Genomic DNA, 22,817 nt, shown 5'->3' with positions numbered 1-22,817 from the left:
CGAGTATTCCGGCGTTCGCTCCCGGCGCGTCGCGGTTGACAGGCCCGGCGGAGTATGGGCGGCGTACGCTCTGCAGACATGGAGTTCTACGGCGCGCAACCCGAGACCGACCTCACCTACTCCGACGTGTTCCTGGTGCCTCGGCGCTCCGGGATCACGAGTCGTCTGGATGTGGATCTGTCGCCCCGCGACGGCACCGCGATGCGGATTCCGCTGGTCTCCGCCAACATGAACTCCGTCACCGGCGCGCGCCTCGCGGCGACGCTCGCTCGACGCGGCGGACTCGGCGTGCTTCCCCAGGACATGCCGCTGCAGGAGCTCGATGCCGCCATCCGGTGGGTCAAGCGTCAGCCGGTGCCCTGGGACACCCCCATCGTGCTGCCTCCGACGGCGACCGCGGCGGACGCCGCCAAGCTCCTACCTGCAACAGAGGGGTACGGCATCGTCGTGGCCGATCCTTCGGCCGCCTCCCTCGACCTCGCCGAGGTCGTGGGCGTCGTGCCTGCCACGCGCCTCGCGACCGCGCTGCCTGACGCGACCCTGGGTGATCTCGTGCGCGCCCGGCCGCTCGCGATCGATGCGGACGACGTCACGGATGCCCGTCACGCATTCGATCTGCTCGTCGCGGCGGATGCGGAGACGGTGTGCGTCGTCGAACGCGGCCACCTCGTCGGCACGCTCTCGCGGCGCAGCGCGCTGCGATCGACGCTGTACAGCCCGGCGGTGGACGCCGACGGGCGCCTGATCGTCGCGGCGGCCATCGGCATCAACGGGGACGTCGCGGCCAAGGCGCGTGCCCTGGCCGCGGCCGGCGTCGACGTGCTCGTGCTCGACACCGCCCACGGCCACCAGGAGGGCATGCTCCGCGCCCTGCGCGCCGTTGCGGATCTGGGCCTCGGCCTGCCGCTCGTGGCGGGCAACATTGTCACCGCGGACGGCGTCGACGACCTGGTCGCCGCGGGCGCTTCGATCGTGAAGGTCGGGGTGGGTCCCGGGGCCATGTGCACCACGCGCATGATGACCGCCGTGGGGCGCCCGCAGTTCTCGGCCGTGCTGGAGACCGCGTCGGCGGCACGCGAGCTGGGCGCACATGTGTGGGCGGACGGCGGTGTCCGCTACCCGCGGGATGTGGCGCTCGCGCTGGCGGCGGGTGCCGCATCGGTCATGGTCGGTTCCTGGTTCGCCGGGACGATCGAGGCGCCCGGTGAGCTGTTCGCGGACGCGCAGGGGCGGGTCTACAAGGAGTCATGGGGCATGGCCTCGACGAAGGCGGTGCACGCGCGGTTCGGCGGGCTCGACGCCTACGAGCTCGCCCGCAAGGAGCTGTTCGCCGAGGGGATCTCGTCGTCGAAGATCTACCTCGACCCGCTGCGGCCGGGGCTCGAGGACCTCCTCGACATGATCACGTCGGGCGTGCGGTCCTCGTTCACCTACGCGGGCGCCGCGACCGTCCCCGAGTTCCACGAGAGAGCACTGGTGGGACTGCAGTCGGCCGCCGGCTACGAAGAGGGCAAGGCCCTTCCCGTCAGCTGGTGATCCGAGTAGGTGGCCGCGCGGCGCCCGAGATGCGTCGCGCAGTGCACAGGAACGGGACGCAGGCACCGGGGCTCCCGTAGACTGTCCGGCACGATGGACGACCCTCCCAGTTGCAGACGATGGCCCCACCGACCAGCCTTCCCCGAGGGAGGTGACGTGTGATGGATTACGTCATGCTGGGCGTGGGGCTCTTGCTCACGATCGGGACCGGTCTGTTCGTCGCCAGCGAGTTCGCTCTGGTGAACCTCGACCGCGCAGACCTCGAGGCGCGCCGGGATGCGGGTGAGTCGCGACTCGCGATGACCATCAGCGCGCTGCGCATCACCTCGACCCATCTGTCGAGCGCGCAGCTGGGCATCACGCTCACGACGCTGCTGACCGGTTACACGATGGAGCCGGCGATCTCGAATCTCCTGCGTCCCGTGCTCGCCGGTTGGGGCGTGCCCGAGGCGATCGTGGTGGGGCTCGCGGCCACGATCGGCATCGCCATCGCGACCGTTTTCTCCATGATACTGGGCGAGCTCGTCCCCAAGAACTTCGCCCTCGCGATCCCGCGGCAGACCGCGAAGCTGGTCATGCCGTTCCAGGTCACGTTCACGACCGTGTTCCGTCCGGCGGTCTCCGTGCTCAACGGCAGTGCGAACGGCATCCTGCGCTCCATCGGCATCGAGCCGAAGGAAGAACTCTCCGGAGCCCGCACGGCGGAGGAGCTCTCCAGCCTCGTGCGCCGATCCGCGAGCGCCGGCGTGCTGGAAGAGGACACGGCGTCACTGCTGGATCGCAGCCTCACCTTCGCGCGTCTGACCGCCGACGACGTGATGACCCCGCGTCCGCGTGTCCACGCGGTGGCCGCATCCGACTCCGCGAACGACGTCATCCAGCTCGCCCGCAAGACCGGGCACAGCCGCTTCCCCGTCTTCGGTGATTCCATGGACGACATCGTCGGCATCGTGCACCTGAAGGCCGCCGTCGGCGTTCCGCGGGATCGGCGCACGGATGTGCCCGCCGCCGCCCTCGCCACCGAGCCGCTGCGCGTGCCCGAGACCGTGCATCTCGATCAGCTCGTCGCGGAGCTTCGCGCCCGCGGCTATCAGATGGCCGTCGTGCTCGACGAGTACGGCGGGACGGCGGGGGTGGTCACCCTCGAGGACCTCGTCGAGGAGATCGTGGGTGAGGTGCTCGACGAGCACGACCGCCGCCGCGCCGAGATCGTTCGCGGGGCGGACTCGCTGACCGTGTCGGCGGCGCTGCGTCCGGACGAAGTGCTCGATCGCACCGGCATCCGTGTTCCCGAGGGCGAGGTCTACGACACGCTCGGCGGCTTCCTGATGGCCGAGCTCGGCCGTATCCCCTCCGTCGGCGACGAGGTCGAGATCGAAGACGGCACGCTCGCCGTCGTGCGCATGGACGGTCGCCGCGTCGACCGTGTGCGTTTCACGCCCAGACCCGTCCCGGAGGATGCGGACATCGACGAGCAGGAGCGGACCCGATGAGCGACTGGGCGGGAATCCTCTGGCTGGTCGTGTTGCTGGTGTTCAACGCGTTCTTCGTCGGCGCGGAGTTCGCCGTGATCTCCGCGCGGCGCTCGCAGATCGAGCCGCTCGCGGAGAAGGGCTCGCGCTCCGCGAAGACGGCGCTGTGGGCGATGGAGCACGCGACGCTCATGCTCGCGACGTGTCAGCTCGGCATCACGATCTGCTCGCTGCTGATCCTGAACGTCTCGGAGCCGGCGATCCACCACCTGCTGGCCGTGCCCCTCGAGCTGACCGGCTGGGGCGAGACGGCGGTGGACGTCATCGCGTTCATCGTCGCGCTCGTGCTGGTGTCCTACCTGCACGTCGTGTTCGGCGAGATGGTGCCGAAGAACCTGGCCTTCTCCGTGCCCGACCGCGCAGTGCTGATGCTGGCGCCGCCGCTGGTCGGGGTCTCGCGGGTGTTCCACCCCGTCATCGTCACGCTCAACTGGATCGCGAACCACGTCGTGCGGTTGTTCCGCGTCGAGCCGAAGGACGAGGCGGCGTCGACCTTCACGCTCGAAGAGGTGGCCACGATCGTCAACCAATCGCGCATCGAGGGCGTCCTGGAGGATGCGGCCGGAACGGTGTCGGCGGTCGTCGAGTTCACCGACAAGGATGCGGGCGACGTGGCCGTCCCGCTCGAGGATCTGGTGACGCTGCCGCAGCTGACCACCCCGGACGAGATCGAGCGAGCGGTCGCCCGACACGGCTTCTCGCGGTACGTGATCGTCGACGACGAGGGCATGCCGGTCGGCTACGTGCATTTGAAGGATGTGCTGCGCGTTGCCGAGGACGGCGTCGACCCCTCGGTCGATCGTCCGATCCCGGCCAAGCGGATCCACCACATGGTGCAGGTGCAGGAGACGACCGACCTCGAGGATGCGCTGGCGGCCATGCGCAGGGCGGGGCGTCACCTGGCCCAGGTGCGCGACGCCCAGGGCAACACGACCGCCGTCCTCTTCCTGGAGGACGTCATCGAGGAGCTGATCGGCGAAGTGCAGGACGCGACCAGGCGCGGCCGCTGAACCGGCCTCAGCGGCGGCGCGCGGCGCGCTCGTACTGCGGCGGCCAGGGACCGACGACACCCAGCTCATCGGCGGCGCGGAGCGCGAAGTGCGGATCGCGAAGCCATTCGCGGGCAGCCATGATCGCGTCCGCGTCGCCGTCCTGCAGCACCTGCTCGGCCTGGGCCCCGGTCTCGATGAGTCCGACGGCGCTGACGGCGAGCCCCTCGTCGCGCACGCGCCGGGCGAGCGGCACCTGGTAGCCGGGGCCGACCGTGATGTCCTGGTGGGCGACGAGTCCGCCGGAGGAGATGTCGAAGAAGTCGGCACCGGCCTCGGCCGCCCAGACGGCGACCTGCGCGGTCTCCTCGATGTCCCAGCCGCCCTCTGCCCAGTCGGTGCCGGAGAAGCGGACGAACACGGGCAGCTCGCCGGCCGCCTCGCGCACCGCGGCGACGACCCGCAGCAGCAGGCGCGCGCGATTGACCAGCGGCCCGCCGAACTCGTCGGTGCGGTGATTCGACAGCGGGGAGAGGAACTCGTGCAGCAGATAGCCGTGTGCGGCGTGCACCTCGAGGACGTCGAAGCCCGCCTCGACGGCGCGGCGTGCGGCGGAGGCGAAGGAGGCGACGAGCGCATCGATCTCGTCGAGGGTGAGCTCGCGCGGGGTGGCGTAGCCCTCGAAGGCGATCGGGGACGGGGCGACCGCCTCCCATCCGCCGGCCTCCGCAGGCACGGTGCCGCGGTGCCCGGAGAAGGGCGAGTACGTCGATGCCTTGCGCCCGGCGTGGGCGAGCTGGATGCCGGCGGCCGCGCCCCGGGCGTGGATCGCGGCGACGATGGGCGACCATGCGTCGCGCTGCTCGTCGGAGTAGATGCCCGTGTCCTCGGGTGAGATGCGGCCCTCGGGCGACACCGCGGTCGCCTCGCTGATGACCAGCCCCGCGCCGCCGGACGCGAACTGGGCCAGGTGCACGTGGTGCCACTCGCCGGGGAATCCGTCCTGCGCGCTGTACTGGCACATGGGTGCCACCCACAGTCGGTTGCGGAACTCGACGCCTCGAATCGTGTAGGGGCTGAACAGCGCGGTCACGGTACTCCTTCGCGGATAGGGTGGCGCCATGACGGCGATCGAGCAGGATGCCACGCGTACCGCGCGCATCCTTCGCATGCCAACAGCGGACGATGACAAGTATTCCCGCGGGGTCGTGGGCCTGCGCACCGGTTCGGCGGATTATCCGGGCGCGGCGGTGCTGGGGGTGAGCGCCGCCTGGCGCGCGGGATGCGGCATGGTCCGCTACATCGGGCCCTCGCGTGCCGCCGACATGGTGCTGGCGCACCGGCCCGAGACGGTCACCGCGCCGGGGCGCGTCCAGGCCTGGGTGATCGGTTCGGGCACGGATGCCGCGTCCCGCGACGCGTCCGAGACCGAGGCGTTGCGCGAGGTGCTCGCCGGCCGCGAGCCCGTCGTCGTCGACGCGGGTGCTCTCGATCTGGCGCCCGGCGCCACGGCGCCGATGATCCTCACCCCGCACGGCCGGGAGTTCGCGCGGCTCCGTGACGCCCTCGGGCTCGCGCCGAGCGGCGACAGGGAGGCGGAGGCAGTCCAGACCGCCCGCGAGATGGGGGCCGTCGTCCTGTTGAAGGGCGCCGTGACGCTCGTCGCGGATCCCGACGGCGGCCTTCGCCGCATCCGGTCCGGCGTCCCGTGGCTCGCCACCGCCGGAACGGGGGATGTTCTCGCCGGTGCGCTCGGTGCGGTCGTCGCGGGGGCGGTCGTCGCGGGCGAGCCCTCGCCGGCACGTCTCGCGGATGCGGCGGCCGCGGCCGCGTGGCTGCACGGGCACGCCGGGGCGCTGGCCGCCGCGCGCCGGGGGAGCCGGGGCGGTCCGATCACGGCGGGGGACGTCGCCGAGCACCTGCCGTGGGCGGTCGGGGAGACGCTCGCGGCCCACCGCTGATCAGGAAGCTCCGTGGCGCGCCCCGTAGGATGAGGCCCGTGTCGAGACGGGCTCTGTTGTGGATCGCTTTCCTCGTCGTCCATATCGGGGTCTCCGTTCTCGGATGGGTCATGCCCAACGAACCCATGGGCGACGTCTATCGGGTGTACGAGCCGTGGTCGGGGGCGTACCTCAACGGCGGATGGTGGCCGCAGACCGATACGGCGACGGGTCAGGAGGTCAGCGCCTACTACGGCTTCGTCGGGCTCACCGACGCCTGGGTCTACCCGCAGCTCGCGATGCTCCCCATGCTCGCCACGTGGCTGTTCGCCTGGGCGGTGTCGTACACGCCGGCGTGGGCGATCATGGTGGGCCTCGTCGACGCCGCGGCCTTCGCCGTCCTCGTGGGGCGCGGGCGCTCCCGTGGACGTGTCACGGCGGCCTGGTTCTGGCTCGCGTTCATCGCGCTGATGGGCCCGGTCGCGCTCTACCGACTGGATGCGGTGACGGTGCCCCTCGGGATCATGGGAGCGTTGTGGCTGGTCGGCCGTCCGTGGCTCGGAGCCGCCCTCCTCGCGGTGGCGACGTGGATCAAGGTGTGGCCGGCGGCCATCCTGGCGGCCGCGGTCATCGCTGTTCGCCGCCGTCTCGCCGTGATCGGTGCGGCCGCCGCCGTCAGCGGCGTGACGCTGGGAGCGGTCGTGCTCCTGGGCGGTGCGGCCTACGCGTTCGGGTTCGTCAGCGACCAGACCGGTCGTGGGCTGCAGGTGGAATCACCGGTCAGCACGTTCTACCTATGGGACGCGATGCTCGGCGGACCGTCGCAGATCTTCTACGACCCCGACCTGCTGACGTTCGAGGTGTCGGGCCCCGCCGTCAACCCGGTGATCGCCGTGATGACGCCGCTGCTGGCCGTCGGGGTGCTGGGCATCGCGGCGCTGGGTGCGTACAAGATGTGGCGGGGTGCGCACTTCAGCGCTGTCTTCCCGACGCTCTCGCTCGCGCTCGTCGCTGCATTCATCGCCCTGAACAAGGTCGGCTCGCCCCAGTACATGGTGTGGCTGAGCGTGCCGCTCGTGATCGCGCTGGTCCTGGACCGCAAGCGCTGGTTCGGTCCGGCCGTCCTCGTGCTGGCGATCGCAGGCGCGACGCAGATCATCTATCCGATGGTCTACTTCGACCTGCTGGTGGCACTGCCGTTCCCGGTCGTGGTGATCACGGTCCGCAACATCCTGCTCGTCGTGATCGCCGCGTGGGCGGTGGTCAAGCTCGCTCGGGTGCGCACACGCTCGAGCTTCGCCCGCAAACCCGGCGTCCTCGCCGCCTGACGTAAGGATCGGAATGCTCGTCGCTTTCTCCGTCGCCCCCAGCGGAACCGGCCGCGCAGACGGCTCCGTGCACGACGCGGTGGCCGCCGCCGTGAAGGTCGTGCGCGATTCGGGGCTCCCGCACCGCACGAGTTCGATGTTCACCGAGATCGAAGGGGAGTGGGACGAGGTGTTCGCCGTCGTGAAGGCGGCCACCGACGCCGTGCTGCCGTTCGGCTCGCGTGTCTCGCTGGTGCTGAAGGCCGACATCCGCCCCGGGTACACCGGCGAGCTGGACGCCAAGATCGAGCGACTCGAGCGGGCGATCGAGGATGCGGCGTCGGGCGACGCGCCTTCGGCCTGACGATCCGGCGGGCGAAACGATTCGGCGGCCTCTGCCGGCGTGACTAACATGATCCGGTGACCTCTTCGACCCAGACGAAGGGGGCGGCGATGTGGGCGCTCCTCTCTCTCGCCATCGGCAGCTTCGGCATCGGGATGACCGAGTTCACGGTCATGGGTCTGCTGCCCGACATCGCGGGGGCGCTGCTGCCGGCCCAGTCGGCGGCGGACCCGGATGCGGCCATCGCTCAGGCCGGCTGGCTGATCAGCCTCTACGCGCTCGGCGTCGTCGTCGGCGCGCCGACCATCGCGGGGCTCGTCGCGCGGTTCCCGCGCCACCGGGTGATGGTCGCCCTCGCCCTGGCGCTGACCGTCTTCAACGCTCTCACCGTGATCGCACCGAACTTCGAGCTGGTCGCGGTCTCGCGGTTTCTGGCGGGGCTCCCGCACGGCGCGTACTTCGGGATCGGGGCGCTCGTGGCGGCGGACGTGCTCGGGCCGGGACGGCGTGCGCAGGGTGTCGCCTTCGTGCTGACCGGACTCACCGTCGCGAATGTGGTCGGGGTCCCTGCCGGCACATACCTCGGACAGCAGTTCGGGTGGCGGGTCGCGTTCGGCGTGGTCGCCGCGATCTTCGCGCTCGCCACCATCTGCATCGCGCTCTTCGTGCCGCGCGCTCCCGGGCAGCCGGGGCGCACGCTGCGGGCGGAGCTGGGCGTGTTCCGCATCCCTCAGGTGTGGTTCACCCTGGGGATCGGCTCGATCGGGTTCGGCGGATTCTTCGCGGTGTACAGCTACGTGGCGCCGCTGGTGACGGAGGTGGCCGACGCGCCGCAGGCTGTCGTGCCGCTCGTGCTCGTCGGCATGGGACTCGGTATGACGGTCGGCAACCTGCTGGGCGGGCACCTCTCCGATGTCAATCTGCGCCGGACGCTGCTGCTCGGCCTCGGGGTGCTGGCTGTGTCGCTGGCCGTTCTCGCCCTGACCGCCGCCTGGATCTGGGCGCTCGCGATCATGGTGTTCGTCGTGGGTGCCGTCGCATCGGCGCTCAGCCCCGCGATCCAGACGCGGCTCATGGATGTGGCGGGCGATAACCAGTCGATCGCCGCCGCGCTCAACCACTCCGCCCTCAACATCGGCAACAGCCTCGGCGCCGCTCTCGGTGGTGCGGTGATCGCCGCGGGCTGGGGCTTCGTCGCTCCGTCCTGGGTCGGCGCGGCCCTCGCCGCCGCGGGACTCGCGATCGCGCTCACCGCCTACGGTGTCGAACGCCGTCGCGGCGTTCCGATCGTCTACGCGCACTCCTCGACGTCCGCCTCGTGAGGGCGGCTGCTACGCGTCGAGGAGCCGGCCCAGGTGGTGGGCGACCGCATCCGTCTCGATGAGGAAGCCGTCGTGGCCGTAATCGCTCGTGATGACGGCTGCCTTGTCGCCGTCGAGCGTGTCGCGGATGCCGTGGGCGATGCGGTGCTGCCCCTCGACGGGGAAGAGGCGGTCGCTGTCGATACCGAGCACGAGGGTGCGCGCGGTGATGCGCCCCAGAGCGTCTTCGACGCCGCCGCGCTCGCGGCCGACATCGTGCGAGTTCATCGCCTCGACGAGGGTGAGGTAGCTGTTGGCGTCGAAGCGGCGCGTGAACTTGTTGCCGTGGAAGTCGAGGTAGGACTCCACCGCGAAGCGCCCGCCGCGCCCCAGCGGGCTCACCTCCGACTGCCAGGAGCGCTGGAAGCGGAGGTTCAGCTCGGTGGGGCTGCGGTAGTTCAGCAGCGCCATCCGCCGTGCCAGCGCGAGACCGCGGTGGGGGCCCTCGCCGGCGGGCGCGTCGTAGTAGTCGCCGCCGGCGTAGCCCGGATCGATGCGGATGGCCTCGAGCTGCACCGAGTTCAGGGCGATCTGGTCGGCCGTGGTCAGCGGCGGTGCGGCCAGCACCGCCAGGCGCTCCACGCGCTCGGGGTAGGTCGCTCCCCACTCGAGTGCGTGCATGCCGCCCATGGAACCGCCGACCACGGCGCGCCAGCTGCCGATGCCGAGCTCGTCCGCAAGCAGCGCCTGGGCCGCGATCTGGTCACGGATCGTGAGGTACGGGAAGCGCGCACCCCACTCGGTGCCGTCGGGAGCGATGGTGGCAGGACCGGTCGAGCCCTGGCAGCCGCCGAGCATGTTGGGGGCGACGACGAACCAGCGGTCGGTGTCGATCGCGGCACCCGGTCCGACGATCTCGTCCCACCATCCGTCGGTGGGGTGGGCTCTGCCGGCCTCGCCGCGCACATGGCTGTCACCGGTCAGCGCGTGCAGGATGAGGATCGCGTTGTCGCCGGCCGGGGAGAGCTCGCCCCAGCTCTCATACGCCAGGCGTGCGACGGGGAGTACGGCCCCGTTCTCGGTGCGGAAGCCGCGGAAGGCCGCGAACCGGCGGTCGCCGGCGGGATCCCCGTCGCGCCACGCACCGCTCGCCGGCGGCCGACCGCGGGCGAGTCGGGCGTCCGCCTCCGTGACAGGAGCGCTCGGCACCGTGTCCTCGGAGGTCTGCCAGTCCATCCCTCCATTGTCCCGGCGTCCTCGCGCCTCCGCGTCCGTGTTACGTCACAGCCGCCGCGCCGGGACGAACGAACGCCCCGGATGCAGCATCCGGGGCGTTCGTGTCAGGCGGTTCAGGCGCGCGCGGCCTCCGAGGCGCGGCGGGCGGCGGCGAGTGCGCCCTCGAGGTCGGCCTTGAGGTCGGCGACGTTCTCGAGGCCGACCGACAGGCGGACGAGGCCGGGGGTCACGCCGGCCGTGAGCTGCTGCTCCGGGGTCAGCTGCGAGTGCGTCGTGGATGCGGGGTGGATCACGAGCGAGCGCACGTCACCGATGTTGGCGAGGTGGCTGAAAAGGGTGAGGTTGTCGACGAAGGCGCGTCCGGCGCCCACGCCGCCCTTGAGCTCGAACGAGAGCACCGCGCCGACGCCCTTCGGGGCGTACTGATTGGCGGCGGCGTACCAGGGCGAGGTCGGAAGACCCGAGTAGTTCACCGAGGCGACGTCATCCTGGTTCTCGAGCCACTCCGCGATCTCCTGCGCGTTCTGCACGTGGCGCTCGACGCGCAGCGAAAGGGTCTCGATGCCCTGCAGCAGCAGCCAGGCGCTGATCGGGGCGATCGCGGCGCCGAGGTCGCGCAGCAGCTGCACGCGGGCCTTGGTGACGTAGGCGACGCCGTCGCCGAGCGCACCGGTGTAGCTGAGGCCGTGGTACGAGGGGTCGGGCTCCGTGAGCTCCGGGAAGCGGTCGACGTGCTGCGACCAGGGGAAGCGGCCGCCGTCGACGATGACGCCGCCGATCGTGGTGCCGTGTCCGCCCAGGAACTTCGTCGCGGAGTGCACGACGATGTCGGCACCGAACTCGAACGGGCGGATGAGGTACGGGGTCGCGATGGTGTTGTCGACGATGAGGGGCACGCCGGCCTCGTGTGCGACGTCGGACACCGTGCGGATGTCGAGGACGTTGATCTTCGGGTTGCCGACGGTCTCGGCGAAGAACAGCTTGGTGTTGGGGCGGACCGCGCGGCGCCACTCCTCCGGGTCGTCCTGGTTCTCGACGAAGGTGGTCGTGATGCCGAGCTTGGCGAGCGTGTACTTGAACAGGTTGTACGTGCCGCCGTAGATCGAGCTCGAGGAGACGATGTGGTCGCCCGCCCCGGCGATGTTGAGCACCGCGAAGGTCTCGGCCGCCTGCCCCGAGGCGACGAGCAGCGCTGCCGTGCCTCCCTCGAGCGCCGCGACGCGCTCCTCGACCACGCTCTGCGTGGGGTTGATGATGCGGGTGTAGACGTTGCCGGGCTCGGCGAGGGAGAACAGGTTCGCCGCGTGGTCGGAGTTGTCGAACACGTACGACGTGGTCTGGTAGATCGGCGTCGCGCGCGCCTTGGTGGTGGGATCCGGGGCGGCGCCGGAGTGGATCTGCTTGGTCTCGAAGAGCCAGTTCTCGGGTGCGGACATCACGTGCTCCTAAGTCTGCGGGTGCCGCGGCGGCTGTCGCGAACATGACGAGGCTAGAGGCGCGCGCTGCGGGCGACAACGTCCGAGAAACGCGGGGTAACAAGGGCGCGGGGCGGGTGTGTAACATCGGGTTCACCGCGAGGGCCTAGCGTGAGTGCATGGCGAACAGACGAGCAGTGGTGACGGGCGCGAGCACGGGGATCGGTGAGGCGACCGCACGGCGCCTGCGCGCCGACGGATGGGATGTGGTCGCGGTCGCCCGTCGCGCCGAGCGGCTCGCCGCGCTTGAGGCCGAGACCGGTGCCGTGGCGTACGCGGCTGATCTGACCGTCGAGGCCGATGTGCAGGCGCTCGCCGACTGGCTCGCCGCATCCGGTTCCGTGCACGCCCTCGTGCAGGTCGCGGGCGGCGCACGCGGCGTCGACGATGTCGCCGACGGCGACCCCGACGACTGGCGGTGGATGTACGAGGCCAACGTGCTGTCGACCCAGCGCCTGGTTGCGCTGCTGCTGCCCCAGCTGCGGCGAGCGGCCGCATCCGACGGCCACGCCGACACCCTCTTCGTGACCTCGACGGCCGCGCAGGTCGCGTACCAGGGCGGGGGCGGCTACAACGCCGCGAAGGCCGCGGAGAGCATGCTCGTCAAGGCGCTGCGACTCGAGCTGAACGGCGAGCCCATCCGCGTGAGCGAGGTGGCTCCGGGAATGGTCTACACCGAGGAGTTCTCCTTGAACCGGCTCGGCGGCGACCAGGATGCGGCAGACGCCGTCTACCGCGGTGTCGAGAACCCCCTGACTCCCGACGACGTCGCCGACGTCATCGCGTACGCACTGGGCGCGCCCGGCCACGTGAACCTCGACCTCGTGACGGTGCGCCCCGTCGCACAGTCCGCGCAGCACCTCGTCGCCCGCGAGCCCCTGCGCGTGCGCGAAGGCTGAGCGCGTGAGCGCGGCAGGCGCGCCGGTTCTCGTCGTCGACGCGCTGACCGCGCGGCCCGGCGGGCGCGAGCTCCGCCGGTTCTGGCGAGCGTTCGTTGCAGAACATCCGCAGGTGCGCGCTCCGCGCTCCCGCGCTCGTGTCGCCGTCCTCCTGATCGCCGCGGTCCTGAGCGGCCTCGGTGCGCTCGTCGCCGTGCTCGGCACGGTGTCGCTGCTGACCCGCAGACAGGGAGCGACACCGGGCGAGATCCTCACGGCGGTGGTTCTCGCGTTCCTCTTCGCCGGCGCTCTGCTGATCCTGGGCCGCGCCTCGCTGCGCACCGGGCGACGTCGGATGTGGCCTCGTCAGCACTGGGCGCTCGCCCGCTTCGCAGCGGACAACGGCTTCACCTACCGCCCCGGACCGTTTCCTGCCGAGCTGGCGACGCGGAGCTATCGCGGTCGGCTCGTCCAGACGCGCGCGCTGCGGTGGGCGACGCCCGTAGGACGTCTCATCGAGTGGTCGGACTTCGAGCAGGACTGGGGGACGAGTGCGTATCGCCACACCGAGTTCGGCGGCTGGATCCGCATCGGTCTCGGCAGTCCACTGCCGCGCATCGTGCTCCCGCCGGCGACCGGCGACGCACGGCCTCTGGTGAGGGGATCCGGGCCCGCACAGAGCGTGCCCGTCGACGAGGGCGGCCTCGCGTTCAGCCCCGCCCTCCTGGCGGAGATGACGGGGTGGGACGTCGAGGTCATCGACGACGAGCTGCTTCTGACCCGCTCGCTGGACGTCGTCACGACGGACCCCGCCGAATGGTCGGAGCTTCTGCGCACGACGATCCTCGTCATCGACGGGATCGAGCAGGCGGGGGACCGCCGCGGCGCCGGTTGAGCCTCTGCGTCAGCGGGCGGTCGTCCCTCCCGAGGCGGCGGCGTGCGCCGTGGCCTCGGTGTCGGTGTCCGCGAACGCCACCTTGGGCACCACGAGAAGCACCGCGGCAGCGGCGAAACCGCCGGCGGCGCACACGATCCACACGGTGATGTAGCCGCCCAGAGATGCGGCGGTCGAGCTCGCGACAGCGCCCGCGCCGACAGCGAGCACGACGCCGAACACGGCGGAGGCGAAGGTGCCGCCGATCGTCTTGGTCGTGTTCGTCAGCGCGGAGGCGATGCCGGTCTGGCCGCGCGGCGCGGCGGCCGCGGCGGCCGCGGGCAGTGCGGCCACGAGCGCGCCGGAGCCCAGGCCTGCGATCGACAGGTTCATCAGGACCTGCCACAGCTCGCGGTGCAGCGGAAGGAACAACAGATAGCCGATGCCCACGAGCAGAGCCGCCCCGATGAGCACGACGCGCGGACTCGCACGGCGCGAGGTGATCGAGAAGATGACGGCGCCGACGATCAGAGAGAGGAGGTACACGCCGATCACGTTGGAGCGACCGGTGGCATCCAGGCCCAGCCCGTAGCCGAGCGAGGAGTCGGTGCCGGCGTAGGTCGACAGCGGCCCCTGTGCCCCGAGCAGGCTGATGCCCACCAGAGCGGCCGTGGCCTGCACGGGCCACATCTCGGGCCGGCGGAGCACCCGGATGTCGACGGCGGGGTCCTCCTGGCGGAGCTCGAAACGCACGAACCACACGAAAGCGGCGAGACCTGCCGCCAGCAGCAACCAGGTCCACACGAAGCCGGGTCCGTTGATGCGGAGGAAGGTGAGGGCTCCGGTGACGAGCAGGAGCGCGACCGCGAGGATGACGAAGCCGCCCGCATCCAGTCTCCGACCGGCGACAGGCTCGGACTCCGGGACACCGAGCCAGATGACGACGCCGATCAGCGTCACGGCGACCGCCGGCAGCATGAGGGTCAGCGAGAGGTTCTCGGCGGTCGCCGCGAACAGTCGACCGGCCGCCAGTGCGCCCACGATGGCACCCGCCTGGAGACCGACGACCAGAAGGCCGGCCGCGCGGCGGGTGGCGGAGACCCCACGGCCCTGCCGGCGTCCGCGCTCGAAGATGAGCGCGATCTCGAGCGGCAGCCACACGACGTAGAAGCCCTGCAGAGCCCAGGCGATGAGGAAGCTCCAGAAGGAACCCGCGAACGCGATCCACCAGGTGGCTCCGGCCGTGAGGATCGTGGCGATCAGGAGGATGCGCTTGTGCCCGTACATGTCGCCGAGCTTGGCCATCACCGGGACGACGAGGGCTGACAGCAGCAGCTGCGCGGCCTCGAACCAGTTGACGTCGGCGTCGTGGACGCCCAGGTGGACCACGATGTCGCTGAACAGGGGCACGTAATAGCCCTGCAGGATGCCGCTGACGATCTCGACGAGGATGAACCAGCCGATCAGGCCCGCCGTGATGCCGAGTGCCGATCGACCGGGCGCGCGGGTGCTGGTCATGGCGAAACGCTACACCGCGCCGCGCTCTAGGCTGGGACGGTGACGAACGAGGAGAGCGCCGTGGCGCCCGAACGCGAAACTCTGACCTGGGACCTGTTCGGTCAAGCGAGCCGTGACATCGCCCGTGAGGTGATCGCCGCCGACTTCGTGCCCGAGGTGGTCGTCGCGATCGCCCGCGGCGGGCTGCTGCCGGCCGGAGCGATCGCTTACGGACTCGGCGTGAAGAACTGCGGCGCGATCAACGTCGAGTTCTACACCGGCATCGGCACGGTGCTCGACGCTCCGGAGCTGCTTCCGCCAGAGCTCGACATGACATATCTGAACGGGCGTCGTGTGCTTCTCGTCGACGACGTCGCCGACAGCGGTCGCACGCTCGATCTCGCCGTGCGCCTGCTCGTCGAGCGGGGCGCCGACGTGCGCTCCGCCGTGATCTACACGAAGCCGACGACGATCATCCAGCCGGACTTCAGCTGGAAGAACACCGACCTGTGGATCGACTTCCCGTGGTCCTGGCAGGGCTCGGTCCTCGAAGAGGACCAGGGTCTTCCCGGCTCCGCCTGACCCATGGCCAAGACGCTGCCCGAGCTCGCCGCGGCGGGCCTCATGGATACGGGCTGGGCCGAGGCCCTCGCCCCGGTCGCCGACGACATCGCCGCGCTGGGGGAGCGTCTGCGCCGGGAGACCGCCGCGGGGCGTGCCTACCTGCCCGCCGGGGACCGCGTCCTGCGCGCCTTCCAGCGGCCGCTCGCCGACGTCAAGGTGCTCATCGTGGGGCAGGACCCCTATCCGACACCCGGGCACCCCATCGGTCTCTCGTTCGCCGTCGACGCGCACGTGCGCCCCATCCCGCGCAGCCTCGCCAACATCTATCGCGAACTCGACGACGACCTGGGCATCACGCCGGCCGTGCACGGCGATCTCTCCGCGTGGAGCGAACAGGGCGTGATGCTGCTGAACCGGGTCCTGACCGTCGCGCCGGGTTCTCCCGCATCCCACCGCGGATGGGGATGGGAGAAGGTCACCGAGCACGCGATCCGCGTCCTCGCCGAGCGGGGCGGCCCTCTCGTCGCGGTGCTGTGGGGGAGGGATGCGGCGGGTCTCACGCCGATTCTCGGCGGCGTGCCGAGCATCCAGTCGCCGCATCCGTCGCCGCTGTCGGCCAGCAGGGGATTCTTCGGTTCCCGTCCGTTCTCCCGCGTCAACGAACTGCTGATCGCACAGGGCGGGACGGGGATCGACTGGCGGCTTCCCGCGTAGGCTGGGCGCCATGCTCGAAGAGGAATACCAGCGCCGTCGGCGGCTTCCGCGACACCTGCGTCGCCAGGCTCCGCCCGAGCGCGGCTTCGAGTTCCGCATCCGCGAGGCGACGACGGCGGACATCCCCGACATCCGCGAGATCTACAACTACTACGTCACCAACTCCGTCGTGACCTTCGACGAGAAGAAGTGGTCTCTGACGAAGTGGCGGGAGAAGTTCGATCACCTGCGCAAGCTCGAGCTCCCCTTCCTGGTGGCGGAGAGCCCCTCCGGGCAGATCCTCGGATACGCGCTCGTGCAGCCCTGGGCGGGAAAATCCGCCTACCGCTACACGGTCGAGGACTCGATCTACCTCGGACAGGCGGCATCGGGCAAAGGCCTGGGAACGGCGCTGCTGGCCGCGCTCATCGAGGCCTGCGAGCAGAAGGGCATCCGCGAGCTCGTCGCGGTCATCAGCGACAAGGGCGCCGAGGGCTCGATCCGGCTCCATGAGAAGCTCGGCTTCACGGAGGTCGGGCGCATGGGCCGTGTCGGTTTCAAGTTCGGGCGTTGGCTCGGCACGGTCTATCTTCAGAAGTCGCTCAAGCCGAAGAAGAAGCGCGGTCTGTTCTCGCGCTGAGGCCCTCAGGCCCCCGGGAGCGTCGGCACAGCGGCCAGCAGCCGCTGCGTGTAGGGCGCGCTCGGATGCCGCAGCACACGCGAGGTCGGTCCCTCCTCGACCATGCGGCCGTCCTTGAGCACGATGACGCGGTCGCAGAGCGCCTGTACGACGCCGATGTCGTGCGAGACCATCAGGAGACTGAGTCCGTCACGGCTGCGCAGGCGATCGATGAGGCCGATGATCTGAGCGCGCACCGTCACGTCGAGCGCCGACAGCGGCTCGTCGCCGACCAGCAGGCGCGGGCGGTGCACGAGGGCGCGGGCGAGGGCGATCCGCTGGCGCTGTCCGCCCGAGAACTCGTGCGGATAGCGTCCGGCGGCGTCGGCGGGAAGATCCACATCCGCGAGCACCTCGGCCACGCGCGCCTCGCGGTCGCCCGGGATGCCCAAGGCCCACAGCGGCTCGGCCACGATGCGGCCCACCCGCATCCGCGGATCGAGCGACGCGTACGGGTCCTGGAAGACGATGCCGGTCTGACGCCTGAGCCAGTGCAGCCGGCGCGCGGAGGCGGCCGGATCGATCTGGCGGCCCTCGAAGCTGACGGTGCCGGCGGTGGGCACGTCGAGTGCGAGGAGGAGACGGATGAGTGTCGACTTGCCCGAGCCGGATTCGCCGATGATGCCCAGCGACTCGCCCTCGTGAACATCGAGGTCGATCCCGTCGAGCGCGTGCGTGAGTGACCGCGGCGCGAGATGCGCGGTGCGCGGCGCCCGATAGGTGCGCGAGAGACCGCGGCCGGAGAGCAGCACCGTCATCGCTCCTCCTTCTCGTCGGGGCGCCACAGCGTCGCCCGTGCATCCCGGAGGAGTCCTTGCGTCGCGGGCGAACGCGGAGCCGTGAGCAGCGTCGCCACCGAACCCTCCTCGACGATGCGTCCGTTCTCCATCACGACCGCGTGCGTCGCGATCTGCGCGAGCACCGCCAGGTCGTGCGTGATGAACACGAGCGACATCCCCGCATCCGCGACCAGTGTGCGCAGCAGATCGAGGATCTCCGCCTGGATCGTCACGTCGAGCGCCGTCGTCGGCTCGTCCGCGATGAGCAGCCCGGGATCCAGCGCGAGAGCCATGGCGATCGCGACGCGTTGACGCTGGCCGCCCGAGAGCTGATGCGGATATCGGTCGACGATGCGCTCGGGCTCGGGAAGTCCCACACGCCGGGCACCGGTGACGGCGACCTCGCGCCGTGCCGCTCGGCCCAGCCCCCGGTGGATGCGCGGCGCCTCGGCGATCTGGCGGCCGACCGTGCGGATCGGGTTCAGGGCCGTCTGCGGCTCCTGGAACACGATGCCCACCTCGGCGCCGCGGACGCGGGCGAGCTCGCGCTCCGTGGCGCCGATCACCTCGCGGCCGTTCAGCCGGATGCTGCCGCTCGCCGCGGCGCCTTCGGGGAGCAGCCCCAGGATGGCGAGCGCCGTGAGCGACTTGCCCGATCCGGACTCGCCGATGATCCCGAGCCGCTCGCCGTCGGCCACCCGGAAGCTGAGCCGGTCGACGACGCGGACACCGTCGATCTCGATGACGAGGTCGGTCACCTCGAGGCTCATGCGACGACCTCCGGAAGATGGGTGCGCGCCCGGCGGGCCGAGCCGCTCCGCGTGCGCAGCGTCGGGTCCGTGGCGTCGCGGAGCCCATCGCCCAGCAGATTGAACCCGAGCACGGTGGCCGTGATGGCGAGACCCGGCCACAGGACCGAGAGCGGGTAGACGGTGAGGTACTGCTGAAGCTGCGACAGCAGCACCCCCCAGGACGGCTCCGTCACGGGGGCACCGAAGCCCAGATAGCTGAGCCCGGCCTCGGCGAGCACCGCGACGGCCATCGACCAGGACAGCTGCACGATGAACACGGGAGCCACATTGGGCAGCAGATGCCGTGTGAGGTTCTGCCAGCCGGAGAGCCCCGAGGCCCGCGCCGCCACGACGAAGTCGCTGTGCAGCACGCGACGCAGCTCGGGACGGCTCACCCTGGCGATGTTGACACCGAAGCCGATGCCCACGGACCACACGACGACGGCCAGCGATCCGCCCCACACCGCCGAGATCATCATGGCGATCAGCAGCACCGGGAAGGCGACGAGCATGTCGACGAGGACCGCCACCGACTCCCGCACCCAGCGGTGGGTGAGAGCGCCGAGAGCGGCCAGGGTGAGGCCCACGATCGTCGCGATGACACCCGCGCCGGCGGCCACCGCGACCGTCGTGCGCGAGCCCGCCATGAGGATGCTGAGGATGTCGCGACCGGTGGCGTCGGTGCCCAGCAGATGGGCGGCGCCTGGCCCCGCCCAGCGGCCCGCCACATCCGCGGCTTGAGGGTCGTAGGGAGTCCAGAACGTCGCGAGGGAGGCGACGGCCAGCAGCGCGAGGACGATGACCACGCCGGTGGCGCCGGCGGGCTCCGAGAACAGCCGGCGCCACCACGGGACGCGCGACGCCCTCATGCCGCCGACTCCCTCTGGCGCGGATCGATCAGGCGGTGCACGAGATCGACGATGAAGCCGACCAGCAGGACGAAGGCCGTGAGAGCGAGAAGCTCACCCTGCACCATGGGCAGATCGCGTGCCGACACGTCGCGTACCAGCATCCGTCCGATGCCGGGCAGTGAGAACAGCTGCTCGATCACCACGGCGCCCACGACGATGCCGGCCACCTGCAGCCCGAGCACCGTCACCACGGACAGTCCGACGTTGGGCAGCCCGTGCCGGATGAGCGCTCGGGTGCGAGTGAGACCCTGCGAGGCGGCGGTGCGCACGTAATCCTGTCCCATGGCCTGCAGCGTGGCGCTGCGCACGAAGCGCAACAGCATCGCGCCTTCCACGATGCCGATCGTCAGCGCCGGCAGAACGAGCGAACGAAGCGCCGCGCCCGGGTCGCTCCACCCGTCGCGCGGGAAGCCCTGTGCCGGGAGCACTCCCCACCAGACGGCGAACACGACCACGAGCATCATGCCGGCCCAGACGACGGGAACCGCTGCGAGCGTCTGCGCGCCCACACCGATGACGGTGCCGCCCAGTCGTGCCCGCCGGAGCGCGGACACGACGCCGAGGGGACCTGCGAACAGCAGGGCGATGGTGAGCGAGAGCGCGCCCAGCGGAAGGGTGATCTGTGCCTTCTGGGCGAGCTCGGTGGCCACCGGGGTTCCGGTCAGCAGCGAAGCGCCGAGATCTCCGCGCAGCACCCCGCCGATCCAATCCAGGTACTGCGCCGCGAGAGGTGCGTCCAGATCGAGCCGGTCACGGATGGCGGCGATCTGTTCGGGGGTGGAGTTCGTGCCGCCGATCAGCTGTGCGACGTCGCCGGGCAGGATGCGCAAGGTGAAGAAGATGATCACGCTGGCGACGACCAGCCCCGCGGCGAGCAGGGCCAGTCGCATCAGCGTGTATCGGATCACCCGTCGCTCTTGCCGAGTTCGGTCACGTTGAGCCGCTCGTTGACGTTCACCGAGGGGAAGCCCGAGACGTTCGTGCCGACGGCGACGACGCTGGCTCCGTTGTACAGCCAGTCCGCGGCCGCATCGTCCGAGACGATACGGGCGGCCTGGGCGAGCAGCTTCGCCGCCTCCTCATCGGTCGTGGCTGCGCGCGCCTGCGTGTAGAGCTGGGTCACCTGCGGGTTGTCGTACGTGAAGTAGTACGCCGGGTTCGTCCAGTTGGCGAAGTCCCGCGCCTCGGTGTGCAGCACGAAGCTCAGCTCGTAGTCGTGGTTCGTGTAGACGTTCTTGAGCCAGGTCGGGAAGTCCACCGAGTCGACCTTGAGGGTGATCCCGACGGCGTTCAGGTCCGAGACGAGCAGCTGCGAGATCGTCGCCGGGTAGAAGGAGGGGATGGTGAGCGTCAGCGTCGTGTCCGAGGCGCCGGCATCCGCGAGGAGCTTCTTGGCGGCGTCGGGATCGTAGGGAGCGACCTCAGAGAGGTCCTCGTAGCCCGGGTCGAGGGACGGGATCGGGCCGTACATGGTCTTGCCCGCGCCCAGCGCCTCCACGAAGGCGTCGTGATCGATCGCCTGCCGGATGGCCTGACGCACGCGCTTGTCCGCGAGGGGGCCCGAGGTCTGGTTGAAGGCGAGGGTGCCCTTGTCGGTGGAATCGCCGACGACGAGCGCGAAGTCGCCGTTCGCCTCGATCTGCGTCTTCAGGTTCGCGTCGAAGCCCGTCACCACGTCGACCTCGCCCGCCAGGGCGGCGTTGAGTGCGGCCTGGTTGTCGGGGATGTAGTCGAAGACGACCTCCGCCGCCTTGGCCGGCGTGCCCCAGTAGGCGGGGTTGCGGGCGAACGTGATGTTGTCGCCGCGTGTCCAGCGCTCGAGGGTGAAGGGGCCGGTGCCGTTGGCCGCCGTCTGGTAGTCGACGCCGTCGCCCTCCTTCAGGATGATGCCCGCTCGGCCGCTGAGGTTCCACAGGAGCTGCGAGTCGGGCTGAGAGAGGGTGAGCGTGATCTTCTGTCCGTCGGCCGTCACGCCCGTGACGTTCGCGAGGGTTGCGGCGTCCACCCATCCGGGGTTGTCGCGATGCTGGGTCAGTGAGAAGACGACGTCCTCCGGGGTCAGCGGCTGACCGTCGTGGAAGGTGACGCCCTCGCGCAGCGTGAAGGTGTAGGTCAGTCGGTCGTCCGAGACGGTCCAATCGCTCGCCAGCGCCGGCACGATCTCCTGTTCGGGCGTGCGCGCGACGAGACCCTGGTACAGGTTGTCGATGAGGATCTGATCGAGCGCTGAGCCCGAGGTCTGGCGGATGTCGAGGTTCGTGGGCTCGAGCGCGAGCCGGACGACGACGGAGGAGTCCGCATCCGGAGAGCCCGACGGCGTCGGCGACGTCGAAGGCGCGCAGGCGGAGAGGGAGAGAACGGCGGCGGCCACGAGCGCTGCGAGGGCGAGGGGCGTTCGGCGGTGCATGGGGAGTCCTTTCCGCGGACGCGGGGGCATGGAGGGAGGACGAGGGTCGGTGCGGTGTACCAGCCTAGATCGCCGCCGCGGCTGCAGGAGTCTGCGTCACGTCACAATTCGACAGCGTCATCCGGCCTCGACGATCCGACCCAGCAGAGTCGCGAGGCGTGCCGGGATCTGCTCGTGCACGTTGTGGTGCGCGGGCACGACGATCAGGTCGGCATCAGGGCGGCGCCGGCGGAACTCCTCCGCATCCGCTTCCGTCACGTATCCGGCGTCGCCGCGCACGAGCGTGATCGGCGCGCGCACGGCGGCGAGGTCGTCCCACCCACTCGCCGCGAGAAGCTCTCGCATGGCGTCCGGTGCGGAAGCTTCGGCATCGGATGCGGCGGCCGCTGCCGCGAGGTGGGCGAAGTGGTGCTTCCACTCCACGCGCCCGTCGGGGCGCACCCGCGAGTTCAGGTACACGCCGCGGGTGGCCGCTTCGCGCGAGCCGCCCAGCCCGAACGACAGCGCCCGATCCACCAGCTCCTCCCGATCGGCCCAGTCGGTCGGGCCGGCGAAGAACGCGCGCATCTGTGCCGGACCCGCGGTGGGATCCACTCCGGGAGTGAGGTCGATGAGCACGAGGCTGCGCAACAGGTCGCCCCGTGCCGCCGCCACGGCGGTCGCGGTGAGTGCGCCGAGGGAATGCCCGACGAGCACTTGCGGGCCCTCGGTCCACGTCTCGAGAGCGGGCACCACATCCTCGGCGAGTGTGCGTGCGACGTAGCGCGCGTCGGCTCGCCAGGAGGAGTCGCCGTGCCCCGCGAGGTCGATCGACAGGGCGGGCAGTCCGAGCGCGAGGATCGTGGTGTCCCAGGTGTGTGCGTTCAGGCCCGCGCCGTGGAGGAACGTCACGACCGGCGCCTCGTCGCCGTAGCGGAGGGCAGACAGGGTCCTGCCGTCCGCCAGGGCCAGATCGCGCCGCTCGGCCGCGGGCAACCGCGTCGTGAGCCCGAGGCTCTCGGCCTGGGCGGGCAGGAAGGAGAACTCGTCGAAAACATCGTCGGTCACCCCCGAATGCTACGGCGCGCGAACGGCCCCCGGTCGCC

At 70.7% G+C, this 22,817-nt stretch carries 22 protein-coding genes; 12 read left to right on the top strand and 10 right to left on the bottom strand.

What is annotated here, in order from left to right; translation table 11 throughout:
- The first annotated feature begins 78 nt into the window (after nucleotides 1–78).
- The 3 genes from LXM64_RS11760 to LXM64_RS11750 all read left to right on the top strand — a co-directional run bounded on the left by LXM64_RS11760 (nucleotide 79) and on the right by LXM64_RS11750 (nucleotide 4,078).
- A complete protein-coding gene (locus LXM64_RS11760; protein ID WP_234073356.1) occupies nucleotides 79–1,536 on the top strand; it encodes a GuaB1 family IMP dehydrogenase-related protein in 1,458 nt (485 codons plus the stop codon).
- 161 nt (nucleotides 1,537–1,697) lie between these two features.
- Nucleotides 1,698–3,029, top strand: coding sequence for a hemolysin family protein (locus LXM64_RS11755; protein WP_234073355.1), 1,332 nt, complete (start codon nucleotides 1,698–1,700; stop codon nucleotides 3,027–3,029).
- Nucleotides 3,026–4,078, top strand: a complete 1,053-nt coding sequence (locus LXM64_RS11750; RefSeq protein WP_137416414.1) for a hemolysin family protein — start codon at nucleotides 3,026–3,028, stop codon at nucleotides 4,076–4,078. Before LXM64_RS11755 ends, LXM64_RS11750 begins: the two co-directional genes overlap by 4 nt.
- A gap of 7 nt (nucleotides 4,079–4,085) precedes the next feature.
- Here LXM64_RS11750 and LXM64_RS11745 read toward each other — a convergent pair whose 3' ends face one another.
- Complete coding sequence (locus LXM64_RS11745; protein ID WP_234073354.1) at nucleotides 4,086–5,150, bottom strand: NADH:flavin oxidoreductase/NADH oxidase; 1,065 nt, start codon at nucleotides 5,148–5,150, stop codon at nucleotides 4,086–4,088.
- A 28-nt stretch (nucleotides 5,151–5,178) separates the two neighbouring features.
- Between LXM64_RS11745 and LXM64_RS11740 the strand changes: the two genes are divergently transcribed.
- The 4 genes from LXM64_RS11740 (at nucleotide 5,179) to LXM64_RS11725 (ending at nucleotide 8,969) form a co-directional block, all read left to right on the top strand.
- Nucleotides 5,179–6,018, top strand: a complete 840-nt coding sequence (locus LXM64_RS11740) for an NAD(P)H-hydrate dehydratase (protein WP_234073353.1) — start codon at nucleotides 5,179–5,181, stop codon at nucleotides 6,016–6,018.
- A 38-nt stretch (nucleotides 6,019–6,056) separates the two neighbouring features.
- Nucleotides 6,057–7,325 carry a hypothetical protein gene (locus tag LXM64_RS11735; protein WP_234073352.1) on the top strand — a complete coding sequence of 423 codons (1,269 nt, stop codon included), beginning with the start codon at nucleotides 6,057–6,059 and terminating at the stop codon, nucleotides 7,323–7,325.
- Nucleotides 7,326–7,338: 13 nt separating this feature from the next.
- Nucleotides 7,339–7,668: a thiamine-binding protein gene (locus tag LXM64_RS11730; RefSeq protein WP_234073351.1), complete on the top strand. Its 330-nt coding sequence runs from the start codon at nucleotides 7,339–7,341 to the stop codon at nucleotides 7,666–7,668.
- An 89-nt stretch (nucleotides 7,669–7,757) separates the two neighbouring features.
- On the top strand, nucleotides 7,758–8,969 hold the full coding sequence (locus LXM64_RS11725) for an MFS transporter (RefSeq protein ID WP_234075473.1): 1,212 nt from the start codon (nucleotides 7,758–7,760) through the stop codon (nucleotides 8,967–8,969).
- Nucleotides 8,970–8,978: 9 nt separating this feature from the next.
- Here LXM64_RS11725 and metX read toward each other — a convergent pair whose 3' ends face one another.
- Nucleotides 8,979–10,184 carry a homoserine O-acetyltransferase MetX gene (gene metX, locus LXM64_RS11720; protein WP_234073350.1) on the bottom strand — a complete coding sequence of 402 codons (1,206 nt, stop codon included), beginning with the start codon at nucleotides 10,182–10,184 and terminating at the stop codon, nucleotides 8,979–8,981.
- A gap of 113 nt (nucleotides 10,185–10,297) precedes the next feature.
- Nucleotides 10,298–11,620: a bifunctional o-acetylhomoserine/o-acetylserine sulfhydrylase gene (locus tag LXM64_RS11715; protein ID WP_234073349.1), complete on the bottom strand. Its 1,323-nt coding sequence runs from the start codon at nucleotides 11,618–11,620 to the stop codon at nucleotides 10,298–10,300.
- Between the two features lie 158 nt (nucleotides 11,621–11,778).
- Between LXM64_RS11715 and LXM64_RS11710 the strand changes: the two genes are divergently transcribed.
- On the top strand, nucleotides 11,779–12,558 hold the full coding sequence (locus LXM64_RS11710; RefSeq protein WP_234073348.1) for an SDR family oxidoreductase: 780 nt from the start codon (nucleotides 11,779–11,781) through the stop codon (nucleotides 12,556–12,558).
- A gap of 4 nt (nucleotides 12,559–12,562) precedes the next feature.
- Entirely contained in the window at nucleotides 12,563–13,432 is an 870-nt protein-coding gene (locus LXM64_RS11705) for a hypothetical protein (RefSeq protein WP_234073347.1), read from the top strand.
- 9 nt (nucleotides 13,433–13,441) lie between these two features.
- Here LXM64_RS11705 and LXM64_RS11700 read toward each other — a convergent pair whose 3' ends face one another.
- Nucleotides 13,442–14,929 carry an MFS transporter gene (locus tag LXM64_RS11700; RefSeq protein WP_234073346.1) on the bottom strand — a complete coding sequence of 496 codons (1,488 nt, stop codon included), beginning with the start codon at nucleotides 14,927–14,929 and terminating at the stop codon, nucleotides 13,442–13,444.
- A gap of 60 nt (nucleotides 14,930–14,989) precedes the next feature.
- Here LXM64_RS11700 and LXM64_RS11695 point away from each other — a divergent pair, with 60 nt between their 5' ends.
- The 3 genes from LXM64_RS11695 to LXM64_RS11685 are packed head-to-tail and all read left to right on the top strand — an operon-like array spanning nucleotide 14,990 to nucleotide 16,805.
- On the top strand, nucleotides 14,990–15,490 hold the full coding sequence (locus LXM64_RS11695; RefSeq protein ID WP_234075472.1) for a phosphoribosyltransferase: 501 nt from the start codon (nucleotides 14,990–14,992) through the stop codon (nucleotides 15,488–15,490).
- Nucleotides 15,491–15,493: 3 nt separating this feature from the next.
- Nucleotides 15,494–16,186: a uracil-DNA glycosylase gene (locus LXM64_RS11690; protein WP_234073345.1), complete on the top strand. Its 693-nt coding sequence runs from the start codon at nucleotides 15,494–15,496 to the stop codon at nucleotides 16,184–16,186.
- A 10-nt stretch (nucleotides 16,187–16,196) separates the two neighbouring features.
- Complete coding sequence (locus tag LXM64_RS11685; RefSeq protein WP_137416433.1) at nucleotides 16,197–16,805, top strand: GNAT family N-acetyltransferase; 609 nt, start codon at nucleotides 16,197–16,199, stop codon at nucleotides 16,803–16,805.
- A gap of 5 nt (nucleotides 16,806–16,810) precedes the next feature.
- On the opposite strand, the gene LXM64_RS11680 is transcribed toward LXM64_RS11685, so the two are convergent.
- The 6 genes from LXM64_RS11680 to LXM64_RS11655 form a co-directional block, all read right to left on the bottom strand.
- Nucleotides 16,811–17,602 carry an ABC transporter ATP-binding protein gene (locus tag LXM64_RS11680; RefSeq protein WP_234073344.1) on the bottom strand — a complete coding sequence of 264 codons (792 nt, stop codon included), beginning with the start codon at nucleotides 17,600–17,602 and terminating at the stop codon, nucleotides 16,811–16,813.
- Nucleotides 17,599–18,393, bottom strand: a complete 795-nt coding sequence (locus LXM64_RS11675; RefSeq protein WP_234073343.1) for an ABC transporter ATP-binding protein — start codon at nucleotides 18,391–18,393, stop codon at nucleotides 17,599–17,601. The genes LXM64_RS11680 and LXM64_RS11675 overlap by 4 nt, the downstream gene beginning before the upstream one ends.
- Complete coding sequence (locus LXM64_RS11670; RefSeq protein ID WP_234073342.1) at nucleotides 18,390–19,283, bottom strand: ABC transporter permease; 894 nt, start codon at nucleotides 19,281–19,283, stop codon at nucleotides 18,390–18,392. The genes LXM64_RS11675 and LXM64_RS11670 overlap by 4 nt, the downstream gene beginning before the upstream one ends.
- A complete protein-coding gene (locus LXM64_RS11665; RefSeq protein ID WP_234073341.1) occupies nucleotides 19,280–20,233 on the bottom strand; it encodes an ABC transporter permease in 954 nt (317 codons plus the stop codon). Before LXM64_RS11665 ends, LXM64_RS11670 begins: the two co-directional genes overlap by 4 nt.
- Complete coding sequence (locus tag LXM64_RS11660) at nucleotides 20,230–21,732, bottom strand: ABC transporter substrate-binding protein (RefSeq protein WP_234073340.1); 1,503 nt, start codon at nucleotides 21,730–21,732, stop codon at nucleotides 20,230–20,232. Before LXM64_RS11660 ends, LXM64_RS11665 begins: the two co-directional genes overlap by 4 nt.
- Nucleotides 21,733–21,849: 117 nt before the next feature.
- Entirely contained in the window at nucleotides 21,850–22,779 is a 930-nt protein-coding gene (locus LXM64_RS11655; RefSeq protein WP_234073339.1) for an alpha/beta fold hydrolase, read from the bottom strand.
- Between the last annotated feature and the right edge of the window lie 38 nt (nucleotides 22,780–22,817).

Origin of the sequence: Microbacterium binotii (genome assembly GCF_021398715.1) — a bacterium.
GTDB classification, from domain to species: Bacteria; Actinomycetota; Actinomycetes; order Actinomycetales; family Microbacteriaceae; genus Microbacterium; species Microbacterium binotii_A.
This window is presented reverse-complemented; position numbering and strand designations above follow the sequence as displayed.